At 37.7% G+C, this 23,986-nt stretch carries 25 protein-coding genes and 1 pseudogene; 10 read left to right on the top strand and 16 right to left on the bottom strand.

Going from position 1 to position 23,986, the window contains the following annotated elements:
* The first annotated feature begins 58 nt into the window (after window positions 1-58).
* The 3 genes from ACIPUA_RS16280 to ACIPUA_RS16270 all read left to right on the top strand — a co-directional run bounded on the left by ACIPUA_RS16280 (window position 59) and on the right by ACIPUA_RS16270 (window position 3,538).
* On the top strand, window positions 59-1,615 hold the full coding sequence (locus tag ACIPUA_RS16280; RefSeq protein ID WP_042843314.1) for a PTS transporter subunit EIIC: 1,557 nt from the start codon (window positions 59-61) through the stop codon (window positions 1,613-1,615).
* Window positions 1,616-1,629: 14 nt separating this feature from the next.
* Window positions 1,630-3,000 (top strand): class-II fumarase/aspartase family protein, encoded by a 1,371-nt coding sequence (locus ACIPUA_RS16275; RefSeq protein ID WP_042843315.1) that lies wholly within the window; start codon window positions 1,630-1,632, stop codon window positions 2,998-3,000.
* A 193-nt stretch (window positions 3,001-3,193) separates the two neighbouring features.
* Window positions 3,194-3,538, top strand: a complete 345-nt coding sequence (locus ACIPUA_RS16270) for a hypothetical protein (protein WP_042843316.1) — start codon at window positions 3,194-3,196, stop codon at window positions 3,536-3,538.
* 47 nt (window positions 3,539-3,585) lie between these two features.
* On the opposite strand, the gene ytfE is transcribed toward ACIPUA_RS16270, so the two are convergent.
* Window positions 3,586-4,248 carry an iron-sulfur cluster repair protein YtfE gene (gene ytfE, locus ACIPUA_RS16265; RefSeq protein ID WP_449059873.1) on the bottom strand — a complete coding sequence of 221 codons (663 nt, stop codon included), beginning with the start codon at window positions 4,246-4,248 and terminating at the stop codon, window positions 3,586-3,588.
* A 59-nt stretch (window positions 4,249-4,307) separates the two neighbouring features.
* Window positions 4,308-5,504 (bottom strand): annotated as a pseudogene (gene norV / locus ACIPUA_RS16260) (anaerobic nitric oxide reductase flavorubredoxin); the annotation flags it as partial.
* 179 nt (window positions 5,505-5,683) lie between these two features.
* On the opposite strand from norV, the gene norR reads away from it, so the two are divergent.
* A complete protein-coding gene (gene norR / locus ACIPUA_RS16255; protein WP_042843321.1) occupies window positions 5,684-7,198 on the top strand; it encodes a nitric oxide reductase transcriptional regulator NorR in 1,515 nt (504 codons plus the stop codon).
* 22 nt (window positions 7,199-7,220) lie between these two features.
* On the opposite strand, the gene ACIPUA_RS16250 is transcribed toward norR, so the two are convergent.
* Window positions 7,221-7,859, bottom strand: a complete 639-nt coding sequence (locus ACIPUA_RS16250; RefSeq protein WP_071547578.1) for a TetR/AcrR family transcriptional regulator C-terminal domain-containing protein — start codon at window positions 7,857-7,859, stop codon at window positions 7,221-7,223.
* A 140-nt stretch (window positions 7,860-7,999) separates the two neighbouring features.
* On the opposite strand from ACIPUA_RS16250, the gene ACIPUA_RS16245 reads away from it, so the two are divergent.
* Together ACIPUA_RS16245 and ACIPUA_RS16240 are read left to right on the top strand one after the other, a co-directional pair.
* Entirely contained in the window at window positions 8,000-9,082 is a 1,083-nt protein-coding gene (locus ACIPUA_RS16245; RefSeq protein WP_042843324.1) for an HlyD family secretion protein, read from the top strand.
* A 1-nt stretch (window position 9,083) separates the two neighbouring features.
* Window positions 9,084-10,598 (top strand): MFS transporter, encoded by a 1,515-nt coding sequence (locus ACIPUA_RS16240; protein ID WP_042843325.1) that lies wholly within the window; start codon window positions 9,084-9,086, stop codon window positions 10,596-10,598.
* 3 nt (window positions 10,599-10,601) lie between these two features.
* On the opposite strand, the gene ACIPUA_RS16235 is transcribed toward ACIPUA_RS16240, so the two are convergent.
* Entirely contained in the window at window positions 10,602-12,443 is a 1,842-nt protein-coding gene (locus ACIPUA_RS16235; RefSeq protein ID WP_048605534.1) for an FUSC family protein, read from the bottom strand.
* Between the two features lie 109 nt (window positions 12,444-12,552).
* Here ACIPUA_RS16235 and ACIPUA_RS16230 point away from each other — a divergent pair, with 109 nt between their 5' ends.
* The gene (locus ACIPUA_RS16230) at window positions 12,553-13,014 is read left to right on the top strand and encodes a MarR family winged helix-turn-helix transcriptional regulator (protein ID WP_042843327.1); all 462 of its coding nucleotides are present in this window, start codon (window positions 12,553-12,555) and stop codon (window positions 13,012-13,014) included.
* A gap of 60 nt (window positions 13,015-13,074) precedes the next feature.
* On the opposite strand, the gene ACIPUA_RS16225 is transcribed toward ACIPUA_RS16230, so the two are convergent.
* From ACIPUA_RS16225 to ACIPUA_RS16175, 11 genes are all read right to left on the bottom strand, one after another.
* Window positions 13,075-13,659: a hypothetical protein gene (locus ACIPUA_RS16225; RefSeq protein WP_449059872.1), complete on the bottom strand. Its 585-nt coding sequence runs from the start codon at window positions 13,657-13,659 to the stop codon at window positions 13,075-13,077.
* A 122-nt stretch (window positions 13,660-13,781) separates the two neighbouring features.
* The gene (locus tag ACIPUA_RS16220) at window positions 13,782-14,411 is read right to left on the bottom strand and encodes an inverse autotransporter beta-barrel domain-containing protein (RefSeq protein WP_042843330.1); all 630 of its coding nucleotides are present in this window, start codon (window positions 14,409-14,411) and stop codon (window positions 13,782-13,784) included.
* A gap of 205 nt (window positions 14,412-14,616) precedes the next feature.
* Entirely contained in the window at window positions 14,617-15,048 is a 432-nt protein-coding gene (locus ACIPUA_RS16215; protein ID WP_042843331.1) for a hypothetical protein, read from the bottom strand.
* A gap of 14 nt (window positions 15,049-15,062) precedes the next feature.
* Window positions 15,063-15,491 carry a winged helix-turn-helix domain-containing protein gene (locus ACIPUA_RS16210; protein WP_048605529.1) on the bottom strand — a complete coding sequence of 143 codons (429 nt, stop codon included), beginning with the start codon at window positions 15,489-15,491 and terminating at the stop codon, window positions 15,063-15,065.
* Window positions 15,492-15,794: 303 nt separating this feature from the next.
* Complete coding sequence (locus ACIPUA_RS16205; protein WP_048605527.1) at window positions 15,795-16,280, bottom strand: hypothetical protein; 486 nt, start codon at window positions 16,278-16,280, stop codon at window positions 15,795-15,797.
* Window positions 16,261-16,911 carry a hypothetical protein gene (locus ACIPUA_RS16200; protein WP_042843333.1) on the bottom strand — a complete coding sequence of 217 codons (651 nt, stop codon included), beginning with the start codon at window positions 16,909-16,911 and terminating at the stop codon, window positions 16,261-16,263. Before ACIPUA_RS16200 ends, ACIPUA_RS16205 begins: the two co-directional genes overlap by 20 nt.
* Window positions 16,889-17,461 (bottom strand): hypothetical protein, encoded by a 573-nt coding sequence (locus ACIPUA_RS16195; RefSeq protein WP_042844294.1) that lies wholly within the window; start codon window positions 17,459-17,461, stop codon window positions 16,889-16,891. The genes ACIPUA_RS16200 and ACIPUA_RS16195 overlap by 23 nt, the downstream gene beginning before the upstream one ends.
* Window positions 17,445-18,194 carry a type III secretion system inner membrane ring lipoprotein SctJ gene (gene sctJ / locus ACIPUA_RS16190; protein WP_129466904.1) on the bottom strand — a complete coding sequence of 250 codons (750 nt, stop codon included), beginning with the start codon at window positions 18,192-18,194 and terminating at the stop codon, window positions 17,445-17,447. Before sctJ ends, ACIPUA_RS16195 begins: the two co-directional genes overlap by 17 nt.
* Window positions 18,195-18,197: 3 nt before the next feature.
* Window positions 18,198-18,494 carry a type III secretion system inner rod subunit SctI gene (gene sctI, locus ACIPUA_RS16185; RefSeq protein WP_048605523.1) on the bottom strand — a complete coding sequence of 99 codons (297 nt, stop codon included), beginning with the start codon at window positions 18,492-18,494 and terminating at the stop codon, window positions 18,198-18,200.
* A 55-nt stretch (window positions 18,495-18,549) separates the two neighbouring features.
* Window positions 18,550-18,873, bottom strand: a complete 324-nt coding sequence (locus tag ACIPUA_RS16180; protein WP_042843337.1) for a type III secretion apparatus needle protein — start codon at window positions 18,871-18,873, stop codon at window positions 18,550-18,552.
* 24 nt (window positions 18,874-18,897) lie between these two features.
* A complete protein-coding gene (locus tag ACIPUA_RS16175) occupies window positions 18,898-20,076 on the bottom strand; it encodes a PrgH/EprH family type III secretion apparatus protein (RefSeq protein WP_449059871.1) in 1,179 nt (392 codons plus the stop codon).
* Between the two features lie 194 nt (window positions 20,077-20,270).
* Between ACIPUA_RS16175 and ACIPUA_RS16170 the strand changes: the two genes are divergently transcribed.
* The 3 genes from ACIPUA_RS16170 to sctW are packed head-to-tail and all read left to right on the top strand — an operon-like array spanning window position 20,271 to window position 23,573.
* The gene (locus ACIPUA_RS16170; protein WP_042843339.1) at window positions 20,271-21,050 is read left to right on the top strand and encodes an AraC family transcriptional regulator; all 780 of its coding nucleotides are present in this window, start codon (window positions 20,271-20,273) and stop codon (window positions 21,048-21,050) included.
* Window positions 21,040-22,737, top strand: a complete 1,698-nt coding sequence (sctC, locus tag ACIPUA_RS16165; RefSeq protein WP_449059870.1) for a type III secretion system outer membrane ring subunit SctC — start codon at window positions 21,040-21,042, stop codon at window positions 22,735-22,737. Before ACIPUA_RS16170 ends, sctC begins: the two co-directional genes overlap by 11 nt.
* Window positions 22,728-23,573, top strand: coding sequence for a type III secretion system gatekeeper subunit SctW (gene sctW / locus ACIPUA_RS16160; protein WP_449059869.1), 846 nt, complete (start codon window positions 22,728-22,730; stop codon window positions 23,571-23,573). Before sctC ends, sctW begins: the two co-directional genes overlap by 10 nt.
* 6 nt (window positions 23,574-23,579) lie before the next feature.
* On the opposite strand, the gene ACIPUA_RS16155 is transcribed toward sctW, so the two are convergent.
* Window positions 23,580-23,986 (bottom strand): IS1 family transposase (locus ACIPUA_RS16155; RefSeq protein WP_449059346.1); only part of this gene is annotated, 407 nt, incomplete at its 5' end.

Here is a 23,986-nt window from a genome sequence, read left to right as displayed (position 1 = left end):
TAAAACCCCCGAGCTAGTATGCCTTTAATTCTAATAATAGAAGTCATAAGGAAAAAGTATGGCCAGAAGAAAGTTTGGTGAATCTGTTCAACGCTTTGGGAGAACATTACTCCTTCCGATCGGTGTTTTAGCACCTATTGGTATGATATTGGGCATCAGTGGCGCGTTAGTTCAAACCTATATGATCGCGCGTTTTCCATTCCTTGGAAATGAAACTGTTAACGCATTACTCATCAGTATTCGTTCTATTGCAGGGGTAATTTTCGATAATATTCCTCTTTTGTTCGCCATGGGGGTTGCTTATGGTATGAACCAAAGAGATAAGGGGATTGCGGTTTTTGCCTCCGTAGTCGGTTACTTGACCTTGTTGATTACCATGAATATCTGGTTAGTTCTAACAGGTAAACTTGCTGATGCAGCAATCATGAGTCAAGTGGGGCAGATAAAAGTACTTGGCATACAAACCTTAAATATCAGTGCTGCGGGGGGGATCATTACAGGGTTAATTGCATCATGGGCAACCGAAAAATACTATAACCTTGAACTACCAACCGCATTTGCATTTTTCTCAGGTAAGAAATCTGTTTCCATCATTATGATTGGCTTGATGATCATAGTTGGTGCGACACTTCCTTTCATCTGGGAAGTGTTAGTTATGGGATTAATGAAACTATCAGCCGTCTTTTTAAGCCCAGTAGGTCCGTTCTTTACTGCGGGTGGTGAGCGTTTATTTATTCCTTTTGGTTTACACCACGTTTGGAACGTATTATTTAGATTTACAGAAGCGGGTGGTACGTATGTTATTGATGGACAAACCTTTGTCGGTGTTGTTCCTGCATTAACAGAAGTCTTATTTAAACAAGGCCCTGACAGTGAATATTGGGCTATGATGCCAAGCTTGACTCGCTTTATGGCACAGCAGCAAATGTTAGTGACCTTGTTCTTGTTCCCAGCGATCGCATTAGCGATTTATAAAACATCGAAAAAAGAAAACCGTGCAGAAGTGAAATCCATGTTAGTTACGATGGTATTAACTGCGATGCTCGGAAACGTGACTGAACCACTCGAATTTACTTTCGTATTTATTGCACCTTTACTGTATTTAATTTACGCCATCATTGTAGGTATCGGCGCGGTATTACTGTCTTTGGCTGGAGTCGCTATTGGTTATATTCGAGGAACAGTATTCGATTTTACTATCTTTGGATTGCTGTACGAGCACACTAATTGGATATTCTTAGTCATCATCGGGAGCTGTTTAGCGGTTGTCACTTATTTCATCTTCTACTGGGCGATTATCAAATTTGATATTAAAACGCCAGGACGTGAAGAATCGAGTAACTTGAAAAATACATTAATTAAAGAAAAGCGTTATGGGGAAATTGCGGAAATTCTGGTTGAAGCTTTAGGCGGTAAACAAAATATTCGTAACGTAGATAACTGTATTACCCGTATGCGTATCGATGTCGCAGAAGTCAATAAAATCAATAAAGATTTAATGTTGGAATCAGGATGTACCGCATTCTTCTTTCCATCGGCAAACCATGTCCACGTTGTTTATGGACCGAAGGTTGAGTTTGTTCGCAATGCTGTTGATGAAGCAATGAAGAAATAGAGAAGGGACACAAAATGAGAGCATTATACGATTCTAAAAGTAAAACAATTGATGACCGTGGTATAAAAGATCTGCTATCTAATGAAGCGAAATATAAAACTTGGTTAATGTTTGAATCAATGTTAGCTCAAGCGCAAGCAGAGTTGGGGTTTATTCCCCAGTCTGCGGCAGATGAAATAAAAGAAAAAGCGGTTATAGAGAATATTGATTTTGAAGAAATGAACCGTATTTACCAAAAAATTGGCCATGGCTTTGTACCTTTTTTGAAGGTACTCGTGAACGCCTGCTCAGAAGAAAGTGGTAAATACATTCACTACGGTATTACTACGCAGAATATTCAGCAAAGTTCACAGCTGTATATGATGAAAACAGTACACAACAAATTTATGTTGTTGCTGAGCGAAATTATTGAGAACTTATCGAATTTAGCCGAAAGAACCAAACATATGGTCATGCCAGGAAGAACTCATGGGCGTCATGCTATTCCGATTACCTATGGCTATAAGGTTTCAGTTTGGATCAGTGATTTCATTGATTGTTATCAGCGCATGCAAGAATGTGAAAAACGCGTATTCACCATTATGATGGGAGGGGCGGTTGGTGCATTTAACTCGATGCCAGAAGTTGGCATGGCAGTGCAAAAAAGAGTCGCTGAATTAACTGGAATGGAAGCGATGGAAGTGCCATCAAGAAACCTCAGTACCCATAAATTAGAATATATGGCGAATTTGGCACTGATGGCTAACATTTGTCATAAAATCGGCGAAGAAGTTTATAGCACAACCTTAGAAGAAATAGCGGAAGTTTCTGAAGGGTTTACTAAGGGTACCGTTGGCAGTAGTACGATGCCCCATAAAATTAACCCAAAATTAGCCAAGGGAATTATTGCTAATTCGCAGAAACTTTATTCCTTACCAAGTGTAGGAATGTATTCTGCAGTAAGACCATATGAAGGGGACAGTAGTTCCTATATGTTATTCGATGGGCTAATAGAAGAAGCTTTAGAATTGACGACAGAAATTCTCTTAAGGACGGAAGAGCTGTCTAGAACCATCGTTCCTCATGAGGACAGAATGCTACATAACGTACTTAGAAATAAAGGATTAGATAATACTGAGTACGTCATGATGAAGATGGCAGAAAAATTAGGTAAAGATAAAGCTCACGCACTGTTATACGAAGAAGCGATTAAGACGGCAGCTGATGGTGAAGATTTTTATACCAACCTGACTAAAAATAGTGTGATCACCGCAGCGTTCAGTGATGACGAAATCAAAGCCATGTTGGACCCAAGATCCTATATTGGTTTATCGGTGGAAATCGCGGAAAAAGAAGCAAGGCGTGGATTGGCTATTTCGCAACAAATCAAGCAACACTATAAATAAAATCATTAGTCATTTCTAAATTAAGAGTTACCTATTTTATTAGGTAACTCTTTTTAATTATATAACAGTGCTGTTATATAATTTTATAGTTTGTGTTAATTGATATGTTTGAATATAAGAAACTTATTCATTATATATAGATATACTTTTTAAATTGGTGGTAATTATTATCTCATCAAGATGGATATTATCTATGTTAAAACAATATCGATTTACTGCGAAAAAAATTGATTTCTTATTACCGAGTATTAACCACGCCTCAGAAAAACAAAGTACTATTTATATTTATGCTACGGGCTATTTTGATAATGACGAGGAAATAAAAAAAATCAAATTAGATCTCACTGATTTGGCCGTAAACTCAGCACCATTTACGGCTTTGCTCGCCTTTGTTTTTGGTTCAAAAGGGGTTGATGCCAAAACGGGCTTTGTTCCTCCAACTGAACTCGTTTTCACTTGTACAGAAAATAAATGGAATAAAAATACCTATGATATCGTTTCGTTAGCGATTGAATCTGAGGGGCTTTGGCCGTCGTAAAACCATCGCTACTCACTGCTGAGTAGCGATATGCTATGACGATAATTTTAATTTCCAGCTAATGCTCTAGGGAATAATAAATTATTTTCTAAATTAATATGGTTCATTAAATCATCGATTAGTTCATTAATACCATTATATAAAACGCGCCAAGTCGTACAGGCTTCTGGTGGTGGCGTTACATTATGAGTAATGCTTTTGATCGCTTCTAATAAATCGCCAGCGTCATCATGTTCTTGCTCCATAACACCAATGGGGCCAGCTGCATTTTGCCCTAATCCATTTTTGATCATTGGAAATAAAATACGTTCTTCTTTCATCATATGACTTGCAAGCTCTTCAAGTAGAGCTTCTAAGTATTTGGATAACCCATTGGGTACCGTGGGTTTGTTGGCATGAACTCGTTCTACTTTTTGCGCTTGTAATATGAGCTCGGGTAACTGTTCTCTATGCCTGTTATGATAACGAACAACAATGAAATCAATAATTTCACTAAGTGGTGCTTCTCGCCAATCTTTTTCTAATGTCTCTGTAGATAATTCAGCTAATTGGTTTTCTAACAGCTCAATATCTAAATTTAACTTTTCCGCGGAACGGCTTAGTGTTTGCTTTCCACCACAACAAAAATCCATATTATATTGGCGAAAAAATGATGAGGCTCTTGGAATAGATAACGCCAATTGTCCGAGTGTTTTATCTCTTAATTGCATGTTGGGGTCCTTTAAAAATAATACAGCCTTGAGGTTGTTATTGTGAGTCGGTTTTAAGCTGACAGCGCCCATTGACGAGCAATATCTCGTCCATATGCACGGCAGTCATCTAACGTTTTTGTATCTGGTTTCCATTTGGCTTTTAAAGACAAGGCGGTATTAAAGCCAGCATCCATTAAACGAGTTTGCACGCGGTCAACAGCGCCGCCATTCCACCCAAAACTACCAAAAGCCGCGGCTTTTTTATTTAAGAAACGTAAACCCGTAAGTTCCTCTAGCATTCCTGCAATTTTAGGCATCATGACATTATTCATCGTTGAGGTACCGACTAGTGTACCTTTAGACCTAAATACATGAGTAATAATGTCATTTTTATCACTGCGAGCGACATTGAATATTTTAACTGCAACGTTCGGATCTGCTTCATTGATGCCTTGGGCAATTGCATCTGCCATTAAACGCGTATTATTAGACATCGTATCGTAGAAAATAGTAATGCGATCTTCTTGGTAGTCCGCAGCCCATTTTAAATATAATTCAATAATTTGTGTTGGGTTATCGCGCCATACAACACCATGAGAGGTTGCAATCATATCGACGGGTAGGTTAAAGCCTAAAATTTCGTTCACTTTTGGTGTGACAAGACGGCTAAATGGCGTCAGGATATTGGCGTAATAACGCTGACATTGTTCAAAAAGTTCATTTTGGTCAACTTCATCATTAAACAAGCGTTCATCACAATAATGCTGTCCGAAAGCATCGTTACTAAAAAGTACTGCATCTTCAGTAAGATAAGTCATCATGCTATCTGGCCAATGCAGCATTGGCGTTTCAATAAAAATTAATTGCTTATTATTGCCAATATCGAGGGTGTCACCGGTTTTAACAATTTGGAAATTCCACTCTGGGTGATGATGGTGACCATTGATTGAGTCTATGGCATTGGCGGTACAGTAGATAGGAGTGCGAGGGATATAGCTCATCAGTTCAGTCAATGCACCCGCATGGTCTTCCTCTGCATGGTTAATCACAATATAATCAATCGTGTTTAAATCTATTTGTGCACGGAGATTACGAACAAATTCACGGCTAAATTTATGGTCGACGGTATCAATGAGTACATTTTTTCCTTCACGAATCAAATAGCTATTATAGCTGCTTCCCTTCAGTGTTTTGTATTCAGTTCCATGAAAGTCTCGTACTTCCCAATCACGTTGCCCAACCCATTGAATATTATTTTTTACATGAATAGCCATCTTAATTTTCCCTATATTTTCGGTATATAGAGATACATAATCAATATTCATGCCAATAATATAATTTATTGATTTTATGCGTTTTTTGTATTTTGAGAATTAAATATAGGTCATAATGACTATACTTAGAGTTGTCATTATGACTATAATTTTAGTCAAATTGACTATAAGGATGCATGATGGGGTTTTCCGTAGAGGCCTTGGCAAAAATCGCAATAGAGTTACAAAGTGGCATCGAGCATTCAGACCGCTTTCAGCGCCTGATCACCACGTTAAGGCAATCACTAAAATGTGACGCCTGTGCTTTGTTGCGTTATGAATCGGGTCAATTTATTCCGTTGGCTATTGATGGGTTAATGCCTGATGTTTTAGGGCGGCGGTTTTTATTAGACGCTCACCCACGCCTTGAAGCCATTGCAAGGGCCGGAGATGTCGTACGTTTTCCTGCCGACAGCCAACTTCCAGACCCCTACGATGGACTAATACCGCATCATCAACACCTTAAAGTTCATGCTTGTGTCGGCTTACCTTTGTATGCAGGGCAAAATTTAATTGGTGCGTTGACGTTAGATGGTATGGAGCCAGACCAATTCGATGCATTTAGTGATGAAGCGTTAAGATTGGTTAGCGCACTAACCGCAGGAGCATTAAATAATGCATTGCTGATTGAACAGCTTGAAAAGCAAAATATACTCCCCAGCCAGCCCGCTTTATTTAAACCGACAGGTCAGACTGAAATTATTGGTTTATCAATCCGTATGCAACAGTTGAAGAAAGAAATTGAGATTGTTGCGACCTCTGAATTAAATGTTTTAGTGGGGGGAGAAACCGGAACAGGCAAAGAACTCGTTGTAAAATCCATCCATGAAAAATCCCTTCGTGCTGACCATCCATTAATTTATTTAAATTGTGCGGCATTACCAGAAAGTGTTGCAGAAAGTGAATTATTTGGGCATGTAAAGGGGGCTTTTACGGGGGCAATTACCCACCGCAGGGGCAAATTTGAAATGGCCGATAATGGCACTCTATTCTTAGATGAAATTGGTGAATTGTCACCATCATTGCAAGCTAAATTACTGCGAGTTTTACAATATGGTGATATACAAAGAGTGGGGGATGACAGTAGTTTACGGGTAAATGTGCGTGTATTAGCTGCAACGAACAGAGATTTACGTGAAGAAGTTTTGGCAGGAAGGTTCCGTGCAGATTTATTTCATCGTTTAAGTGTATTCCCATTATTTGTGCCGCCTCTAAAAGAGCGCGGCGAAGATATTATGTTATTAGCAGGCTATTTTTGTGAACAGTATCGGCTGCGATTTGGGTTGTCTAGTGTGGTATTGAGTTCGCCATTGCAGCAGTATTTACTTAACTATTCATGGCCGGGCAATGTCCGTGAACTAGAGCATGCGATACATCGTGCGATAGTTTTGACTCGTGCATCAAGTGAGACTGGCGATATTATTTTACAGCCACAACATTTCACATTTGATTACCATGACCATGAATTAACAACTACGGCTCCATTAGCAATTCCAACGATAAAAAATTTACGCGATGCGACAGATGATTTTCAGCGCAAACTGATCACACAGGTATTAGAGCAAAACCATCAAAACTGGTCTGCTTGTGCAAGGGAGCTCTCTTTAGATATTGCCAACTTACACCGATTAGCAAAACGACTAGGCCTTAAATAAGCTCTAGAATACTGAGAGTTTGTTAGCCTTTGGTGCTTATTTTCTCTAACCCATTGATAATAAGATTTAGCCCATCAATAAATCGCTGGTCGTAGTTGTTAGAAAATAGCATTTCTTTTGCTTCCCATGTGTAGGGGAATTTGTCTTGCGACAACTGATTAAACTCAGACTCTTTATTAATTAAATCGCTATCAGCAGAAAAAATAGCGGCTTGCTGTTCAATACAGCAACCTAAAATAAAATAGAAAACAGTCATGGTGCTGCTAGCGGCTTGATTGGCAGAAACCCCTGATTGCACAAATGTTTTAATCAACGCGTTATTAATGCGTAATACGTTATCGGAAATAACATAGGTTCCAGCAAAAACACGGGCGCCGTCTCGATGTTGTAATAATGCATCTCTTAGTTGAGATGTGAGCGTAATCAGATTCGCTTTCCAATCTTGTTTATATTGAAAATTAATCGCCACTGTCGCGACAATGTGATCAGCCATTCCTTCAAGCAAGGCTTGTTTATTACTGAAATGCCAGTATAACGAAGCTGCCTTAATACCTATGGCATCGGCAAGTTTTCGCATGGTTAACCCTTCAATCCCCTCAGTTTCAAGCAGTGTTAAGGCTGTTTCAAGTACCTGTAAACGTGTGATTTTTGGCGTTCTCATAAATAATTCTCATTTTGTTCTTTATTATCTAACAATGTTAGTTTAACATATTTTATAAACCTAACAATGTTAGATTATCAATATTATTCATCCAGTCGGCAATGCTTAACATACTGTTAGGCCGCATTGAGGTTAATAAAATGACGACAAATGAATCTAAAACATTATCAAAAAGAATCATTTCCTTAACACCGTGGCTTAGTGTGTTATGCATTGGTTTTTTGATCTTTTTTGCAACCTTGAATTGGGACCAATGGCAGGGAACTAAACGTTACCAAGAATCAAATAATGCTTATATTAAAGCAGATTCAGCTATCTTAAAGTCGCGTATGACAGGGTATGTTTCTCGTATTTTAGTTGATGATTATCAATTGGTTAAGCGTGGTGACGTTATCGCAGAAATTAATAATCAAGAAGAGCATTTCAAGCAGCAAATAGCGCAAGCTAATTACCAAAAGGCTCAACAAAATCTCAGCAATCTAGCGGATGAAATTAAAGAGCAAGACCTGACTGTTCAAATGTTATTTAGCCGTTACCAAGCTGCGAGTATTGAAGTTCAGCAAATGAAGCGGAGCCCATTGCTACGTAAAGCATTAATTAAAAGTGGCGCAATTACCCAACAAAATTATTTGGATGCCAATTCAGATCTACAACGCTTAATGAAATTAGAACAAGCAGCGAAAGCGGAATGGGAACAAGCCAAACAATCGTTACATATATTAAGCCAGCAAGAATCAATACGGGTCGCAGAACGGGATATTACCTTTGCGAATTTAAAACAAGCGGAGACTCAAACTTCTTATGCCACTATTACCGCTCCATTTGATGGGCAATTAAATAAAGTTAAATTGAATATTGGTAGCCTTGTTACACCCGGTACAGAGATTGTTACTGTCACACCTAATAAGCAGCCTTATATCATTGCAAACTTAAAAGAGACACAACTGAAAAATGTCTATGCGGGGCAAGCGGTATCTATCATGGTTGATGCTTTTCCAGATTCCACTTTTAAAGGTGTTGTGCGCGATATTGGAGCGCAAAGCAGTGGGGAATCCGCATTAATTCCCGCGGATAACAGTAGTGGGAATTTTACTAAGGTTGTTCAACGTATACCGGTTTATATTAGTTTTTTATCTGAACAAAATCATTTAGATAGGTTGCGTCCAGGTATGTCAGTAGTTGTGGATATTGATACACAAAGTATGGCTAGAAAAGGTAAATAAGATGTTCTTAAGCTTATTTCACGGTGCAAAGGAAACAAAACCTTTATTAGCTGTAGTTTCTGTTTTTCTTGGCGCTATTTTATCGACATTATTTACTCGTATGTTTTCCCTTTCATTAGGTGATTTACGGGGTGTTTTTGCGCTTGGTGTTCAGGAGGGGAGTTGGTTAAACATTGCTTTAAATGCAGCTCAATTAACCAGTATGACATTAACCCCTTGGTTTATGGTTATTTTAGGCGCTGAAAGGATATTGATGGCAACAAGTGCTATTTTACTGGGTGTTTTTGTTGTTTTTCCTATTATTGGAGGAAATTATGGGTTTACAGAATTACTAGTTATTCATTTTATTATTGGTTTGAGCTTAGGTGTTTATTTGCCAATGACAATTTCTTTAGCACTAAGAAATTTACAACCTAATGTCTGGTTGATTGTCATGGCCGCTTACAGCTTAAGGGTTTCTTTAGGAATGGATGCGGGGGTTGGTGTTTCTGGGTCATTTATTGAGGTTATTGGCTGGCAGTGGCTGTATTGGGGATGCGCATTGTTTGCTGCAATGATATGCATATTCGCATGGAAAGGATTACCGCTAAGTGAAATAAATTATGGGCTTTTTGAGAAAACAGATTGGGGAGGAATGCTCCTTAAAATTCTAAGTTTGGTTTTATTATATATAGGTGTTGTACAAGGTGAGATGTTGGGTTGGGGGGATTCCGGCTTTATTATTTCTTGTCTTATCGGGAGTGCTTCACTGTTTACTATTTTTATCGTGCGAGCATTATATTTTGAGCAGACCTTTGCTCATCCCAATTGGTTAGCTAATCGAAATTTGTGTATTTGTTTTATTATTTCTTGTTTGTACGGTTTCTTAATGTTGACTAATTCCCTATTTATTCCTTCATTTTTATCGTCTGTGGGGGGGTTAAAACCATTCCAAATTGGTGAAGTCACGAATATTGCGTTTATCGCTTATTTAATTTTTAGCCCAATTGCCGTTTGGTTTGCTAAGCGGGTTGATGGCCGATTACTAATGACGCTTGGTGTTGTATTAATGGGTTATAGTTGCCTGCTCGGTATGCAAATTGATTACCAATGGCGTATACATGAATTTATTCCGTTAATGATCATACAATCCGTTGGTGAATGTTTAGTATTAATCGGGTTAATTTCGTTATTTGTCGTGAATATGCAACCGCAATTTGCGCTGCATTTAGGTGCTTATGTTTCAATTGCAAGAGTACTAATGCCCGGGCTTGCTGGGGCATTAATGAATACGTATTTACGTATTTCTTTTGATGAGCATTTTGGCCATAAAACTGCGTTTATTCAAACAGGTGAACAAATGCTAAGTACTGAAAATAATACTATGTCTATAGTATCGTTAATTAATCGAGAATCATATGTTGGCTCGTTTATTGATGGATTTAGTCTTATTTTCGTCATTGCTATCATCGTACTTGTACTGATTTGTTTTTTAAAACCTAGCCCAGAGAATCATATTGTCCCTTTTAGTCGCTAATCTCTAACCTCCTTCAGGGGGAGAGAGAAAACAATGCATTGAGTTTTTCTTGATTAAGTATTCTTTCAATTGTTCAAGTTCTTTAATCGGCTTATTTTGGTTTTGTAACCGATTAATAAGTTGGTTTAGCTTATTAGGTTCTAAGCGATTTTGCTGTATTCGTTTTTCAAGGACAAGTAATGCACGTTTCTTGGATGGAGAATGGGCAAATTTTTTGTTAAGGATAAATAAATTTAGCCAAATACCATGGTTGATTTCAAAAAAATGTATTGTAGAGGTAAAAGGTTGTTTATTTTTCCTTGCTAGTAATAACCCGCTAAGTAAGCGATGCATTATCTGGGTTGTTGAGGGTTTGTTGCCTTTTAATAGCAAATTTATCCCTTGCTTAAATTGCTGTTCTGAGAGATGAATTAATTGCTGGTAACGTTTTTTAGGGTTGGTTGGGAAAATCCAAGCAAAAGCCGCCATCGCGACGAGCGGGCCGGATACCACTGCGATGGCATTACCCACATTTTGCGTAAATGTGAGGGGAAATGGGTAGCTAGGTTGTAGTAAAATCAGCGAAACCATGATGTAGTCAAATGCGATCAGAATTAATTTATTGTGTGAATAAATCACAACGCCACTGATGATTACTGGGATGATTAACAATGTCATCTGCCATGATGATGAGGCGAAAGGCCATAAACACCAAGTGCAAATTAATGCGACAATCGCGCCAAAAAATTGCCCGGTAAAGATGTATTTCATAAACTTTGCTGGGTAATCGATAGAAGCAAACAGTGCTAACATTACGGAAAGACCGAGTGTGAGATAGGCTAAAGCTTGCCATTGTGTCCATAGCCACAAAACCCCCACGGCACCTATGGTAACAAAGGAACGCGTAAAAGCATGCCAAGCAGAAATCTTATTTTGATGAAGTTTTAGCGGGTCATTTTGATTCGTGCGTTTGATTGATTTACCTAACATTGCGTAGTAAAGGGGGATTAGCAGTGTTTTGAGCGCACCATTCGGGCACAAAGATAAAATATGTTTCCATTGGGTATCCGTGGGCTCCTGTGATGGGAAATAGAAAGATGGCATGGATTGAAATTGTTCTAAGTGTAGCAATATCTGGCTTTGGGAAATGAGTTTTTGCCGTGCTTTGGCGACCTGTTTACGGTGATAACGCCAGCCAATACGGTTAGCTTCTAAAATATCTTCATAGCTCACCATTGCCTGCCACAGTTGTTCAATATCCTGTTGTTTGATAGGCTTTTTTTTCTCGATCACTTGGTGCATAACTTGATAAAACTGCGTATCAATTTGGTTTTTAAGGGTAATCACAGGTTCTTGTTCACGTTTTGGGGTAAACAAAAAATTGAATACCACCGCTGAAAGCACTCCGACAAGGATTGTCCACAATCTATCCCAAGCTACCATAAACAAGTCATCGGTGCTGTGAACACTGAGCATACTGACCATCACCGCAGAGTAACCTGCCAAAAAGGTGCCATAGGCCACGAAGCCTTTTTGTAGTTGGCCTATGCCACTACATGCACCTAACCACATAGCTAATCCTACGATAAACAATAAGGGGTTGATGAGATGTAGTTGAATTAATACCACCCCAGCTAATACGCCTATCACGGTTCCCGCGAAACGCCACCAACTTTTTTCCAGTAGGTTTTCACGCCAAGGTTGTGCTGAGGCCCAGACGGTCATAGCGGCCCATTGTGGGTGAACAAGTTGTAAATATTGTGCAATAAAAAGGGCGGCAATCGATGCGCAAGCGGTAATGATAGCAAAACGAAAGCGCATAGGGTTAAACCCTAAGCGAAGCAGTAAATTTGTATTATGTGGCATAGATTATCGATAAATTTGGCGTGTTAAATGGGTTAGTAGTTGATAAAATCAACCAATTGCGGTGTGATTATCGACTAATTAGTTGATAAAATCAACTAAAGAGGGTTTTATGCGTACAGAACAGGCTCGGGTATTTGGGGTGATCAGTCGAGCGGCTCACCATTATATGAAATGGATGGGGGAGCCTTATGGGCTCAATGCGATTGAATGTTTGATGATTTTACATGTTCATCAATATGATGCCTCTACACTAGAACAAATTTCGAAAGCGATGGTGGTGGATAAATCGGTAACAACGCGAGGGATCGGTAAGTTTTTAGACAAAGGCTGGATAGTGAAAACCAATAGCCAAACTGATAAACGGGCTTACCATATATCGTTGACGCCACTTGGTCACACTATCGTGGGTGAATTGAATGATAAGTTAGATAAGTGGAATGACTACTTAGCCGCTGATCTATCTGAACTGGAAGCGCAGCAATTATTTGCTTCCTTGGAGAGCCTAGCTAAGCGTGCGGTTGAAAGTTCAGCAGATGATTTTCCTTTGATATGCGAAGGGAAAACGCAGTGAGACTCAATAAAAAGCCAGTTGAGTTTAGCAACTGGCTTAGTGGTTAAATCAAGTTGTTATTTAAATACTAGGTTTATGAGGATATCGGTTTCCTCCTTCCCAATAAAACTCTATTTCGTTAACAGTTGCTGATTTATCACCAAATTTCAAATGAGTTTTTAGATTCCCCGTTCCATACTCACTGCGTAAACAATTACTTAGTACAGAGTATTTTCTCTCGATACTATTGAATTTATATCGTTCTGACGTGGTAAATTCAAAATAGTTATGAAAATCAACATTATCTGCATTATTTTTGACGTGTTCAACGGTATGGTTAATACGCAGTGGCGTCAGTAATTTTTTACTGCCTATATCCAGTTTAGTGATTGGCTGGATCATAAAATGTCGCGGGTTTCTAAAGATATCCAAATTCGCTTTACATTTATTATTGCTATCATCTTTATTAACTTCAAATTTATAGTCGGGCTTTATGATGCTGTATTTGCCATTTTTTTCATCAATAATTTGACCGACGGCTGCAACGACTTGAGGGGCTGACGATTTGACGTGATCGAAGCCATTCTTGCTATTCACATTGAAAGGTAAAGGTTTTTTCTCTCCCGCAAAACCAGTGATAACATCAGTGAATGACAGGTGGATCACATCACTTTTTTGATATTGTAGAATGATATTATTATTTCGGTTAACAAAATCGTAGCGACTGCCAACTAATGAACGAAGCTTACTAACAGCTTCTGAGTCAATATGTTGTTTTCACGTTTTTCCTAAATAATAGTTAATGTTGAGGCCAATGCGTGAATCTTGCTGAGTGAAAAATCCTTGTCTGCCTTGAGCCGAACTTGAGCGTTGCCAGTTCGATTTAGCCATTGTTGAATAGAATCACTTGCTGTTGACATCGCCATATTGCGAGCTAGCTTTTCGGCTGAATCTACACTGGGTTTATTTGAGAGAAATTTACCCGCTTGAGTGGTGAATTGAGCGAACTTCATTTCTTCGGGGGTTGGCGTTGCTGCCGGTTGGGGCTGTTTTATATCATCCCACTGGATTGTTGGGAGGGGAGCCATGGGGATATCTAATTCATCACCCGGCTTTAATTGTTCAAATGAATGGGCGAAGGTACGGAATTGATTCAATTTCCTTAGTGAATCCACGGACATATTATAGTGTTTAGCGATGGTCGCCGTGCTTTCTCCCTCTTTTAAAACATAGGGTTGGGTTTGACGGTAGTTTAGAGAGGCGGTGTTTGGCAACCATTTAACGTTATTGTTATTTGAACTACTCGCCATAATCGGGGTGAAGGTACAGGCCAAAGGAAAACTAATTTGGCTAATAATATTTAGCCAAGTTATTATTTTGTAATGTTTAGGAATAGGGGCCCGTGCTCCGGTTTTCATCAAATAGCTCCGAATAGAATAAATTAAGAATATGTTTATGGTGTATTTCAATGGAAATACCTAGCTCCATCCTTGGGGCTAAAATAAACGTCATAGAGTGATAATTAATTTATTTTATGGTTTTATTTGAGCGGTTATTTCATTAATGATATTGATTTTTGTATAAACTCGTCACGGAATTTTAATTGAATTATTATTTATATACTTATTTTGTTGATGATACTGAAAGTGTGATTTTTTCTGACAAATTCCTAGGTAATTCTGTTACTTTATTGCTCATCAAGATTAACTCACCATTTTTTTCAACTCGGATGCTAATGCCTAAATTTGGAGCATTATTAACAAGCTCCTCAAGTAAATCGAGTTTGAAACTAATGACCTTGCTCGCTTCATTGGTGTGTAGTTGATAGTTTAATAAACTCTCTTTTGGTGATGCTAATGTATCTATTGGGCTGATAGATAAAGTAATTTCTGAATTTTCAGGAATGATTGACTGTGAATAAATCTCCCCTTGTAATTGGTGGTCTGTGTTGCTTAGAAAGTTTTTAGGAAAATAGCTACAGCCTAACAATGTGCTAATAAATAATATAGGTAACAAAGACTTATATGCTTTTCTTAATGCTTTAATAATTAGCATGATAATAACTCAACTTATTGGAATGAACGGACAAAGACTTTCTGGAAGAAACATTTAATATAAGAATATAATGTGTTTCCTAAATTGTATTTTGATAAAATAGGCATCTCTGATTTTTCCCCAGTATATAAAATGCCAATTCTAGGTAAGGTCATAATCAAATTTTCGTCTAACTCAACCTTTTTAAAAGATTGGCGTAATTGCCTAACTAGCTTGTAATAGCTACTTTCAGTCACAATAGTTCCTCTTTTCTCCCAAATTTCATACATAACTTCTCTCTTGTTGCTTGTCTTAGTTAATAATATTTTTAATAAACAAGACTCGTTTTCGGTAAGATTAGCGGATATTTTCCCTCGTGAAAGGGTTCTTTTTAATGGGTCATAAACGACTTGTTCAGCTAATAAGACCGTTGGCTCGATTTCATTGTAATCAACACTACTCATACATTTTTCCATAATTAATAAATTGATAATAAGTCATATCTACCCTAACTAGCGATAATATATGCTTCAATATAAAAAAATGATGTTACATAAAAATAAGGTCGTTTTTTTATATTAAGACATATTATGACAACAGGGTAAATTTAAGGCATTTATGGTGGGGATATATATCAAAAAAATAGTGATATTTTTTATTTTTTTGTTGGGCGAGTTCAGGTCGTATGTTTTTTATTAAAAATTAAGACGAAATTTATTAATGATTGATAATACCCCCAACAATTGAAATTGATGGGGGCGGTAAAATTAAATGATCTCAACATCATCCTCATCATCAGTTTCTAATTTTATCTGACCAATATTACGGTTTAGTTGTTCTGATATAGGTGCACTCATCAGGCTGATTGAGATATAACGCTTTAAAGCTTTATTAAATCGGTCACTAAGTGACGGGACTTTTTCATCTGGGCGTGATGAAAGGGCTTGAGAAGCTCCAGCAATAAACTCTTCTTTTTCATTTTTACTTAAGTGGATCATGGTCTTAAAAAAGTAGGCAAAGAACTCTTTCTCGCTATCTTTTTGTTCTAATTGATTAATGAAAAGATCAATTTTCATTTTTGCCTCCGATGACATGGGGATAGCCGTAGTTTTTTTATCATTTAAAGTATATGAAGAGGTTGGGTTTGACGCCGCTGTCATTTTTTGTTGAATGTCTTGCTTCGATGACAAAGTAAGTTCTGGCGTTAACGTCAACAGTGGTGATGAGTTTAGATTATTTACTAATAGAGTCATGTTCGCCTCGATGAATGTTCAATAATGTAATTAGCGCTTGATACGCTTTTTTCCGTTTTTCTATAATTAGGCAGCGGTTAGCGACAGAAAAAATTTGCGGTAACGTATTTTTGGCAGCAATTGATGGCGAAAAATAACAAATTTTATTATCTACCTCTAATGCAATGGTTGCGCTACTTGTATTTGTTTGAACTTGTATTCCAGAATGCTGCTCTTTCAAAAAGGGTTGCATATCAGCAGGAAGGTGTAGGTTTATATTACAAGGGTTTTCCTGTTGATGAAGAAAATAATCTGCCACAATATCCTTTATGCGTGGGTCACTAAACAATTTAACGAGTAACGTTTCAAGTTGTTCTGCACTTTGGCTAAGTCGTTTTTGTAATGCGATTTCGCTGTTATTAAGGCTTTCAATGAAATCGGCAAGTAATTGTTTAGCACCATCATTATAACCTTGCTGATAAGCGGTTTGGTATATGCTTTCTTTTTCACTTACTGCCTGCTGGTAGTAATCATTTGCCTTAGATTGAGCATATTGAATTACATTTTTTTGGTATTGAGAGGCACTTAAAGCTCGTTTTTTAATTAACACTCTTTCTTGTGAAGTCTCTTTAACTGATGGCGGTATTTTCATTGTTTTTGTTTCTATTAATATAATGGCATATTTCTTCAATGATATTCCAAGGCAACATTGTTTCTCTATGTGCTGGGATCATTTGCTGAATTTCACGATTAAACATATACTTAGCACGTAGGATATAAGCGCTGCCAAAAGGGGCTAAACTCGATAAAACCTTTGCAGCACCTAATGCAATTAATGCGGTAGGTGCATTATTGTTTAATATATCTTGGGCATTTAATGGCCTGCGGAAATATCGGCGTAATGTTTCACTATTTGGTAATTTCCTTGATTGTTGCTGAGACTCAGTTTGCATTACCCCTCCAATGTGCACTGCCACAATGGGTAATTGCTTCCAGTGTATGGATAGTACGTTAGGTAATAAGGGAGTACGAGGGTTTGCGCTGGGTAATGCGTATTGTTCTATCAACTTTTGGTTATGCTGCTCCTGTAATAAAACGGGTAATTGATGATAAAAATCACCATTAAATTCTGAGTGGAAATAGCTACCAGGTGCAAGAAAAATATCTTGCTGTTGAATAAGGAGTTTATTTAGTCTCTGCATTGGGCGCATTCTCAACCATTTTTATGGGGGCTTTTTTATTTGCTTGGCGCTTCCAGATAAAAACTAATAAGCCAAACAATAAAACGATAATGCTAATAATGGCACCCAGAATGATTGGGTTAATTAAACCTGTCGGTTCTGATTTAATTTGGTATTGCAATGGTGGTCGGTTAACAATCACCACAGAAACATTATCGTAAGTGGTTTCTGCAAAGCTACTGTTTAAAAACAGTTTGATCTTATTCATCATCATCTTGGGGTCTTCATTCCCTGAATATGTCACCAGACTTGATATTTTTTGTACTTGTTTAGCCGAACCATTGCCATTTAATGGGTAGCTGACATGTACTCTGGCATTGACGACTTGTGGAATAGACAGTAATGATTGTTCAAGGCGTTGTTCAATCAAAGAAAGTAAACGTGTTCGCTCTGCTTGCGGAGAAGCGACCAGTGAATCACCAGGAAAGGCTTGGATAATTTCGACTGGGTCTTTTGATGGCAAGTTATACTGGCGCAATAAGTCGACAGCAATCACGAAGTTGTCGGGGGAAACTCGAATGGAGTCTCCCGTTTTATTATCGTGTTTACGGTGAGCTTCAACGCCATGCTCCTGCAAGATCGCTAGCACCTCGTTGCTTTGCCGTTGGCTTAAGTTACTGAGTAGTAATTGGTTATCACACCCCAGTAATAAACCTACAAAGCTAATTAACAGTAGTTTCTTTAAAATATTCATGGCTTATTGTGCTTTTAATACCGTATCAATCGCGGAAACACTTTTATGTGTTAGTGTACTCACCATGCTCATGGCTAAATTGTAATTACCGACTTGATTTTGAATTTCAAGTAATTTAGTTGGATTACTGACATCTGTATTATTAGCTTGATTAATTAAATTGGCTTTTTCATTACTAACTGCTGCTGTATATTCTGAAAATAATTGTTTTATTTTGTCTTCAAATGAACCTATCGGTACTGCTGTTTTAATATCATCGGTAATATTAGGCAATGTAGAAAGTGATATTGGGGTAATCATAAATTTATCCTATAGAAAATAAGGGTACTGTACATAACAGCCCCTTATATGCTTATTAAACGTTACGAATGATTGCTTGAGCGGCGTCTTTAATTGATTTCATGACGTTGCTTTGTAATTGACGTGCCATATTATAGTTACCACTTAATGCGGTAATTTTACCGAGCACTAGTGGGTTATCTACTTCAAGATTGCCATCATTAAGCATAGTATGTAATTCGTCTGCAATCACTTTTGTTCTTGCACTGACGCCAGCGGAAGCACGGTACATCATCCCATATTTACTATTTATAGGGTCGGTGGTTTCGAAAGTCGATGAGACCCATTCTCCCGTAGTTGAATTACCCTTTGCATCTACAGCCATACCATTAGTTGACATAATATTTCCTCTTTTTTGTTAATATTAAAATCTATTTGAATTGAATAACCAATGGTTGTTACCTAATAAAATATAACCATTGGATTTTGTGATAAAAGACTTGCCTGTTAATTCATTATTGGCTAATGAAATAGAAAATTGAATTTGTCTTTCTCCCCATTGCTGATAAAACGAACTTGCAAAAGTTATTAATGAAATAGTTTGTTTATCATTCAAGCTATCTTTAATAATAAAAATTGTTTTATTGTTTTCAGTTATTTTATGCCATTGAACATTACTTTCTGTTAATCCTAGTTCGGATTTTTTTATTAATTCAGCGATGCTTAGATTTTTAAATTCACTTTTACTATAACATTGAAAATAACTTGAAAATGTTTGGTTAATAAATTCGGTTTCTTTACTTGATATTTTTCCATTTAATAGTTTTATAGTAGGGTTACATGGGTTATCAATGTTTATTTTTAACAGATTAGGAATGAATTCTGCTAGTTTATTTTCTATTTCATATTCGATATGACTGATTTTATTAATTTTAAATTGGTTTCGATACTTAGATTTTAATAAACGTTGCATGCTCCAATCCAAATCCCTTTGAGTTTTAACTAAAACCAGCATTTCATCTTTTTTGCCTTCAGTGACCACGACTGGGTAATGGTTTCCATTAATCAACTCTTCAATAGCGTGTCTTTTTTTCTCTACTATTGTTTTTGTTGTTTCGGAATTATAGGGAATAGACATGAAACCGATAAATGCCAGTGTGATTATTGATATACCGATTATTATTTTGCTGGCGTATGGCGATTTTTTAAATTTATGCCTCATTTTTTCTGTTTTAATAGTACTGTCTGGAATAGTTTCCTCCATAAGAGGGAGCTCCCAAGGTGTATCGATACGTTTAATCGCAAAAGGAAATAGCTCTTTTAAAACAGTCTCATGCAGATTGATTGGGATGATTTTACTTTGATTTTTAGTATGAAGGTCAATCGCGATCTGGTCTTCATAGGAAATGATTGAGAAGGTAAAAGCTTCCTGATGGCTGGGTATCGAGTAACTCGTGAACCCTTCATCAGAAATATTAGTTTTATAATCATTATCCTCACCAATAATAATCAAGTTAGCATCTAAATTTATTATTATTTCCTGATCGCACATTTCACCACTGGCGATCCTCATAATGTAAGTGCGGTTATTTATGTCTGTCATACATGTAATCTCAATAAAATTATTTAAACGTATTAAACAGTGAAAATATTATTCAGTCAGCTGAATAGATCTTATTCATTTACACTAAGGGGTGAGGAGGCAAAGTATGAAGTATTCTGCTTTATTCCTTTGTGTTTTGTGCGAGCATCCCGCACCCTGATTCTAAATATTAATCAATAGAAAGGGCTTATATAATGCTAAAGAAAGACATTGCTGCATTATTGAAACATGGGGATCTCTGTTTTTCTTTGCAGGATAAACTGATTTTGGCAGTTCCCTCTGAGGGAGCAGCGACTTTTTGTTATAAATCTCCATATTCAAACTTAAATATTCAATTTGAAAAAAACGCTATATTTATCGCCAATGATGCAGTGTTGAGTACTAATAACAACCCAAACTGGGATATTTACTCAATAGAGTTATCAGAGTTAGTTGAAATTCTTGCTGTTATTGATACTGCAACAAAGCAATCTTTCCTTTCTAAGAAAGCGAAATGTGGTTCTAGTAATGAAATAGTACAAGAATATATTCCATTGGATGAAGAGTTTTTTACAACCATATCAGTTAAAAATGTTGTCATCGATTTAGTCATTAGAGAGCAACCTGAATTTGAGTTTTGGTGCAATATATTGCGTAAATATGAAGCCTACGGAATGATGCGATTTATTCTTTCTGCAGCGCAGAGTGATAAAAATGCCAATATTAATCAGCTTTGTGCTCGTTATGGAGTTTCAGCCTCTTATTTTAGACAGCTTTATCGAGAAAACTTTAATAAAACAGCGAAGCGAAAGATTATGAGTGTTCGCATGGCAAACGCTATTTTGCAATTAATTGAAAGTGAAAGCTCAATTTTGGATGTGGGATTAGAAGCGGGTTACTGCTCTGCCTCACACTTCACCAATGATCTTAAAAAAGAGTTGGGACTTACCCCTTCAGAAATAAGACATCTTGGAGACAATTTATATGAGCAATAACAAAAGAGGAGTGGTATTACTGGCACTCCTTTTATTATCGATGAGTGGTTATTCAGCTCAGTCTGAAATTTTTGTTGCACAACCGGTAGCTCAAGAAAAAAACCATGACACATTTGTTGCAAATAATATTGCTGTTGGCAAAGTTTTTGAGGCGGTCGCTGAGCAATTAAACAAGCCTATTATTTTAAGTAAATTAGCGGCACAGAAAAAAGTAACGGGCAATTTTAATCTAGCCAATGCGGATGAGATGTTTAAAGCATTAACTCGCCGTATTGCATTAGTGTGGTATGACGATGGTGCCAGTATTTATGTTTACGATAATAGTGAAATGCGCAGTACGATTATACCGACTCATGGTGTTAGTAGTGGGCAGGTTCTCAATTATATTCAACGTAATGGCATTTATGATGAACGCTTTCCTGTTCGTTCTCAAGGAGGTGATAGCTTATTGTTTGTTTCGGGGCCGCCTTTATATGTTGAGCTAATTAAGGCTGCGGCACTGTATTTAGATAAGCAGATTCAACAAGAAGAACAAGTGGGCAGTGAGGTTGTGGTTATCTCTTTAAAACATGCCTCAGTTACTGACCGAAGCTATACATCGCGCGGCCAAAGTACAACGGTACCTGGCATGTTAACGGTCATTTCGGCTTTATTTAAAGATAACGGAAACACCGTTGAAGAAACGATTAATGTTCAGCCAGCCAAATTGAACTCAGTAGAAGATTCAATTGATGAATTATTAGATGCTCCTATTGGTGAAAGTGTTCCATCACAGAAACAAGTGATAGTGAAAAGCTCGTCAGGGAGAAATGTACTCTCTCTGGTGGCGCACTCTGATAGCAATAGTTTGATTGTCAAAGGTAGCCAAGAACAAATTAACTATGTTAGGCAACTGGTTAGGACCTTAGATACTCGTCGTCGACAAGTCGAATTATCTTTGTGGATTATTGACATAACACGATCAGAGTTAGACAACTTGGGGGTGAATTGGGAAGTTGGCACCTTTAAAGCGGGTCGAGGGGCTGTCGCATTTAACCGTAGCACACTATCAAATAGCCAAGATTTTTTATTACAGATTGATGCATTAAGTAAAAAGGGAAATGGGCATATTGTGTCACGTCCTGTTTTACTGACTCAAGAAAACATTCCTGCTTTATTCGATAACAACACCAGTTTTTACGCTAAGTTACAAGGTGAGCGCATTGCGACATTAGAGCAAGTGACTTACGGAACCATGATCAGTGTGATGCCTCGTATTTCTGCGGGTCATCAGGTCGAAATGGAAGTTAACATTGAAGACGGTGCACAAAGTCATGGAAGTGATGGTAAAGCTTCAAGTGTTGAGGGGTTGCCATCGATTAACCGCACGACCATTAATACTGTTGCTCGTATCGCGAAAGACAGCAGTTTACTTATCGGTGGTTATACGCGTGAACAATATATTGAAAATGAAAGCAAAATTCCTGGACTAGGCGATATTCCTTTTGTTGGCGGCTTATTTAGTAGCTCGTCAGTTAATCAGCAAAAAATGGTAAGGTTGTTTTTGATCCAACCGCGTTTATTAGATGAAAACGAAGCTTGGGATGGGCGTCAGTTTTCAGAAAAAACGCGTATTACACAGCACAATAGTCAGTTGCATGGCACGGTACAATTTCTCCAACAGTATATGAGCGAGTCATGGCAATAACGCCACTGAACTATAGCAACCGTTTTTCGGTTGGTACGCAAGATAAAAGCAGGGCGTCAGCGAAGAGTAATACTGACGACAGTGACGAGGTAACCCGAGGGTTAGGGGTCATTGACAGCAGCAGCGAATATGCCTCAATGGCCATGTTAGCGGCAAGCCATATTCGCAGAGGAAGTTCTCGTAAAGACCCTGAAGAAGAATGGATGCGCTTTGCTGAGCGTATTTTAGATAGCAATGCAGATGGAAAAATTACCCAAATTGAGGCTCTGCTAAATAAGCAGTTAGTGAATCCTCGGCAATTACGCAGTTTATTATTGCAATTTTTTCCAGATCCTAGTGATTTATTAATGGCGCTTGCTTCATTAATTCATCGCAAAAAGTTTAAAAATGAGCAAATAGCATATCTCGAAACACTTTATGAGCAATTATTGAATGAAGAAAATGCGCGTAGTGCACAAGCTGGCGCTAACGTGGCATTACTTGCCAAGGCATTTGCTCAAAAATTGAAACAAAGCGCAGGGAACTTGCGTAGTGTTTACCGTGAATTCATTGGTTATGACGGCCCTGTCGTATATTTATATGAACAATGGGTTGAAGTCATGGAACTCCAAGAGCGGGAAAATATGATGCGTTATTTGTCTCGAGCCTTAGCGTGTGATCTACAAGCATTGCCGCTTGGTGATGTGAATATCAGTGAATTTGGTAATTTTTTTATTCGAGTTGGTCGTTTACGTGAACTGCAATCTCTTGATTGCATCTTTAGCCAGAAAATTTTTCAAGCGGATTTTTTTCGTTATCAAATAGATAACCAAAAATTGGTCGTGTATTCAATATAGAGATCATCACAATAGGTAATACTCCCGCTCTATGAATGTGCCGATGATTTTATCATGCATTTCAGGCGACTTCGAATAACCTAACGTCTTACGGTTAAGACGCTTTAAGCGATTTCTTAAATTCAAATTCTCTCTTTCTATTCGTTGGGTATAAAACTTACTTGCTACGTGTTTTTGTTTAGGTAATATCTCATAAGCACTGAACTTATCCGTGCACCAAAAAGCCACATTAAACCGAGACAGTAAAGCCAGTAACTGGCGAAGAGTTCTCTTGTTTCGACGACCAAACGTATGAGCAATAATCCGTTTTAGGCGAGGTTCCCAGGCATACCAAAGCCAGCGTTGTTGTTTCTTATTAGCCACAAAAGACCACTGTTCATCGACTTCACAAAGGAGTTCAATGTGCAAATTAT

The sequence above is a fragment of the Providencia sp. AGC89 genome, from assembly GCF_053543535.1.
This window is presented reverse-complemented; position numbering and strand designations above follow the sequence as displayed.

What these genes read in the sequence shown, in the direction of transcription:
- ACIPUA_RS16280 (WP_042843314.1), top strand. Translation starts at nt 59, where the DNA reads ATGGCCAGAAGAAAGTTTGGTGAATCTGTTCAACGCTTTGGGAGAACA.
- ACIPUA_RS16275 (WP_042843315.1), top strand. Translation starts at nt 1,630, where the DNA reads ATGAGAGCATTATACGATTCTAAAAGTAAAACAATTGATGACCGTGGT.
- ACIPUA_RS16270 (WP_042843316.1), top strand. Translation starts at nt 3,194, where the DNA reads ATGTTAAAACAATATCGATTTACTGCGAAAAAAATTGATTTCTTATTA.
- ytfE (WP_449059873.1), bottom strand. Translation starts at nt 4,248, where the DNA reads ATGCAATTAAGAGATAAAACACTCGGACAATTGGCGTTATCTATTCCA.
- norR (WP_042843321.1), top strand. Translation starts at nt 5,684, where the DNA reads ATGGGGTTTTCCGTAGAGGCCTTGGCAAAAATCGCAATAGAGTTACAA.
- ACIPUA_RS16250 (WP_071547578.1), bottom strand. Translation starts at nt 7,859, where the DNA reads ATGAGAACGCCAAAAATCACACGTTTACAGGTACTTGAAACAGCCTTA.
- ACIPUA_RS16245 (WP_042843324.1), top strand. Translation starts at nt 8,000, where the DNA reads ATGACGACAAATGAATCTAAAACATTATCAAAAAGAATCATTTCCTTA.
- ACIPUA_RS16240 (WP_042843325.1), top strand. Translation starts at nt 9,084, where the DNA reads ATGTTCTTAAGCTTATTTCACGGTGCAAAGGAAACAAAACCTTTATTA.
- ACIPUA_RS16235 (WP_048605534.1), bottom strand. Translation starts at nt 12,443, where the DNA reads ATGCCACATAATACAAATTTACTGCTTCGCTTAGGGTTTAACCCTATG.
- ACIPUA_RS16230 (WP_042843327.1), top strand. Translation starts at nt 12,553, where the DNA reads ATGCGTACAGAACAGGCTCGGGTATTTGGGGTGATCAGTCGAGCGGCT.
- ACIPUA_RS16220 (WP_042843330.1), bottom strand. Translation starts at nt 14,411, where the DNA reads ATGAAAACCGGAGCACGGGCCCCTATTCCTAAACATTACAAAATAATA.
- ACIPUA_RS16215 (WP_042843331.1), bottom strand. Translation starts at nt 15,048, where the DNA reads ATGCTAATTATTAAAGCATTAAGAAAAGCATATAAGTCTTTGTTACCT.
- ACIPUA_RS16210 (WP_048605529.1), bottom strand. Translation starts at nt 15,491, where the DNA reads ATGAGTAGTGTTGATTACAATGAAATCGAGCCAACGGTCTTATTAGCT.
- ACIPUA_RS16205 (WP_048605527.1), bottom strand. Translation starts at nt 16,280, where the DNA reads ATGACTCTATTAGTAAATAATCTAAACTCATCACCACTGTTGACGTTA.
- ACIPUA_RS16200 (WP_042843333.1), bottom strand. Translation starts at nt 16,911, where the DNA reads ATGAAAATACCGCCATCAGTTAAAGAGACTTCACAAGAAAGAGTGTTA.
- ACIPUA_RS16195 (WP_042844294.1), bottom strand. Translation starts at nt 17,461, where the DNA reads ATGCAGAGACTAAATAAACTCCTTATTCAACAGCAAGATATTTTTCTT.
- sctJ (WP_129466904.1), bottom strand. Translation starts at nt 18,194, where the DNA reads ATGAATATTTTAAAGAAACTACTGTTAATTAGCTTTGTAGGTTTATTA.
- sctI (WP_048605523.1), bottom strand. Translation starts at nt 18,494, where the DNA reads ATGATTACCCCAATATCACTTTCTACATTGCCTAATATTACCGATGAT.
- ACIPUA_RS16180 (WP_042843337.1), bottom strand. Translation starts at nt 18,873, where the DNA reads ATGTCAACTAATGGTATGGCTGTAGATGCAAAGGGTAATTCAACTACG.
- ACIPUA_RS16175 (WP_449059871.1), bottom strand. Translation starts at nt 20,076, where the DNA reads ATGACAGACATAAATAACCGCACTTACATTATGAGGATCGCCAGTGGT.
- ACIPUA_RS16170 (WP_042843339.1), top strand. Translation starts at nt 20,271, where the DNA reads ATGCTAAAGAAAGACATTGCTGCATTATTGAAACATGGGGATCTCTGT.
- sctC (WP_449059870.1), top strand. Translation starts at nt 21,040, where the DNA reads ATGAGCAATAACAAAAGAGGAGTGGTATTACTGGCACTCCTTTTATTA.
- sctW (WP_449059869.1), top strand. Translation starts at nt 22,728, where the DNA reads ATGGCAATAACGCCACTGAACTATAGCAACCGTTTTTCGGTTGGTACG.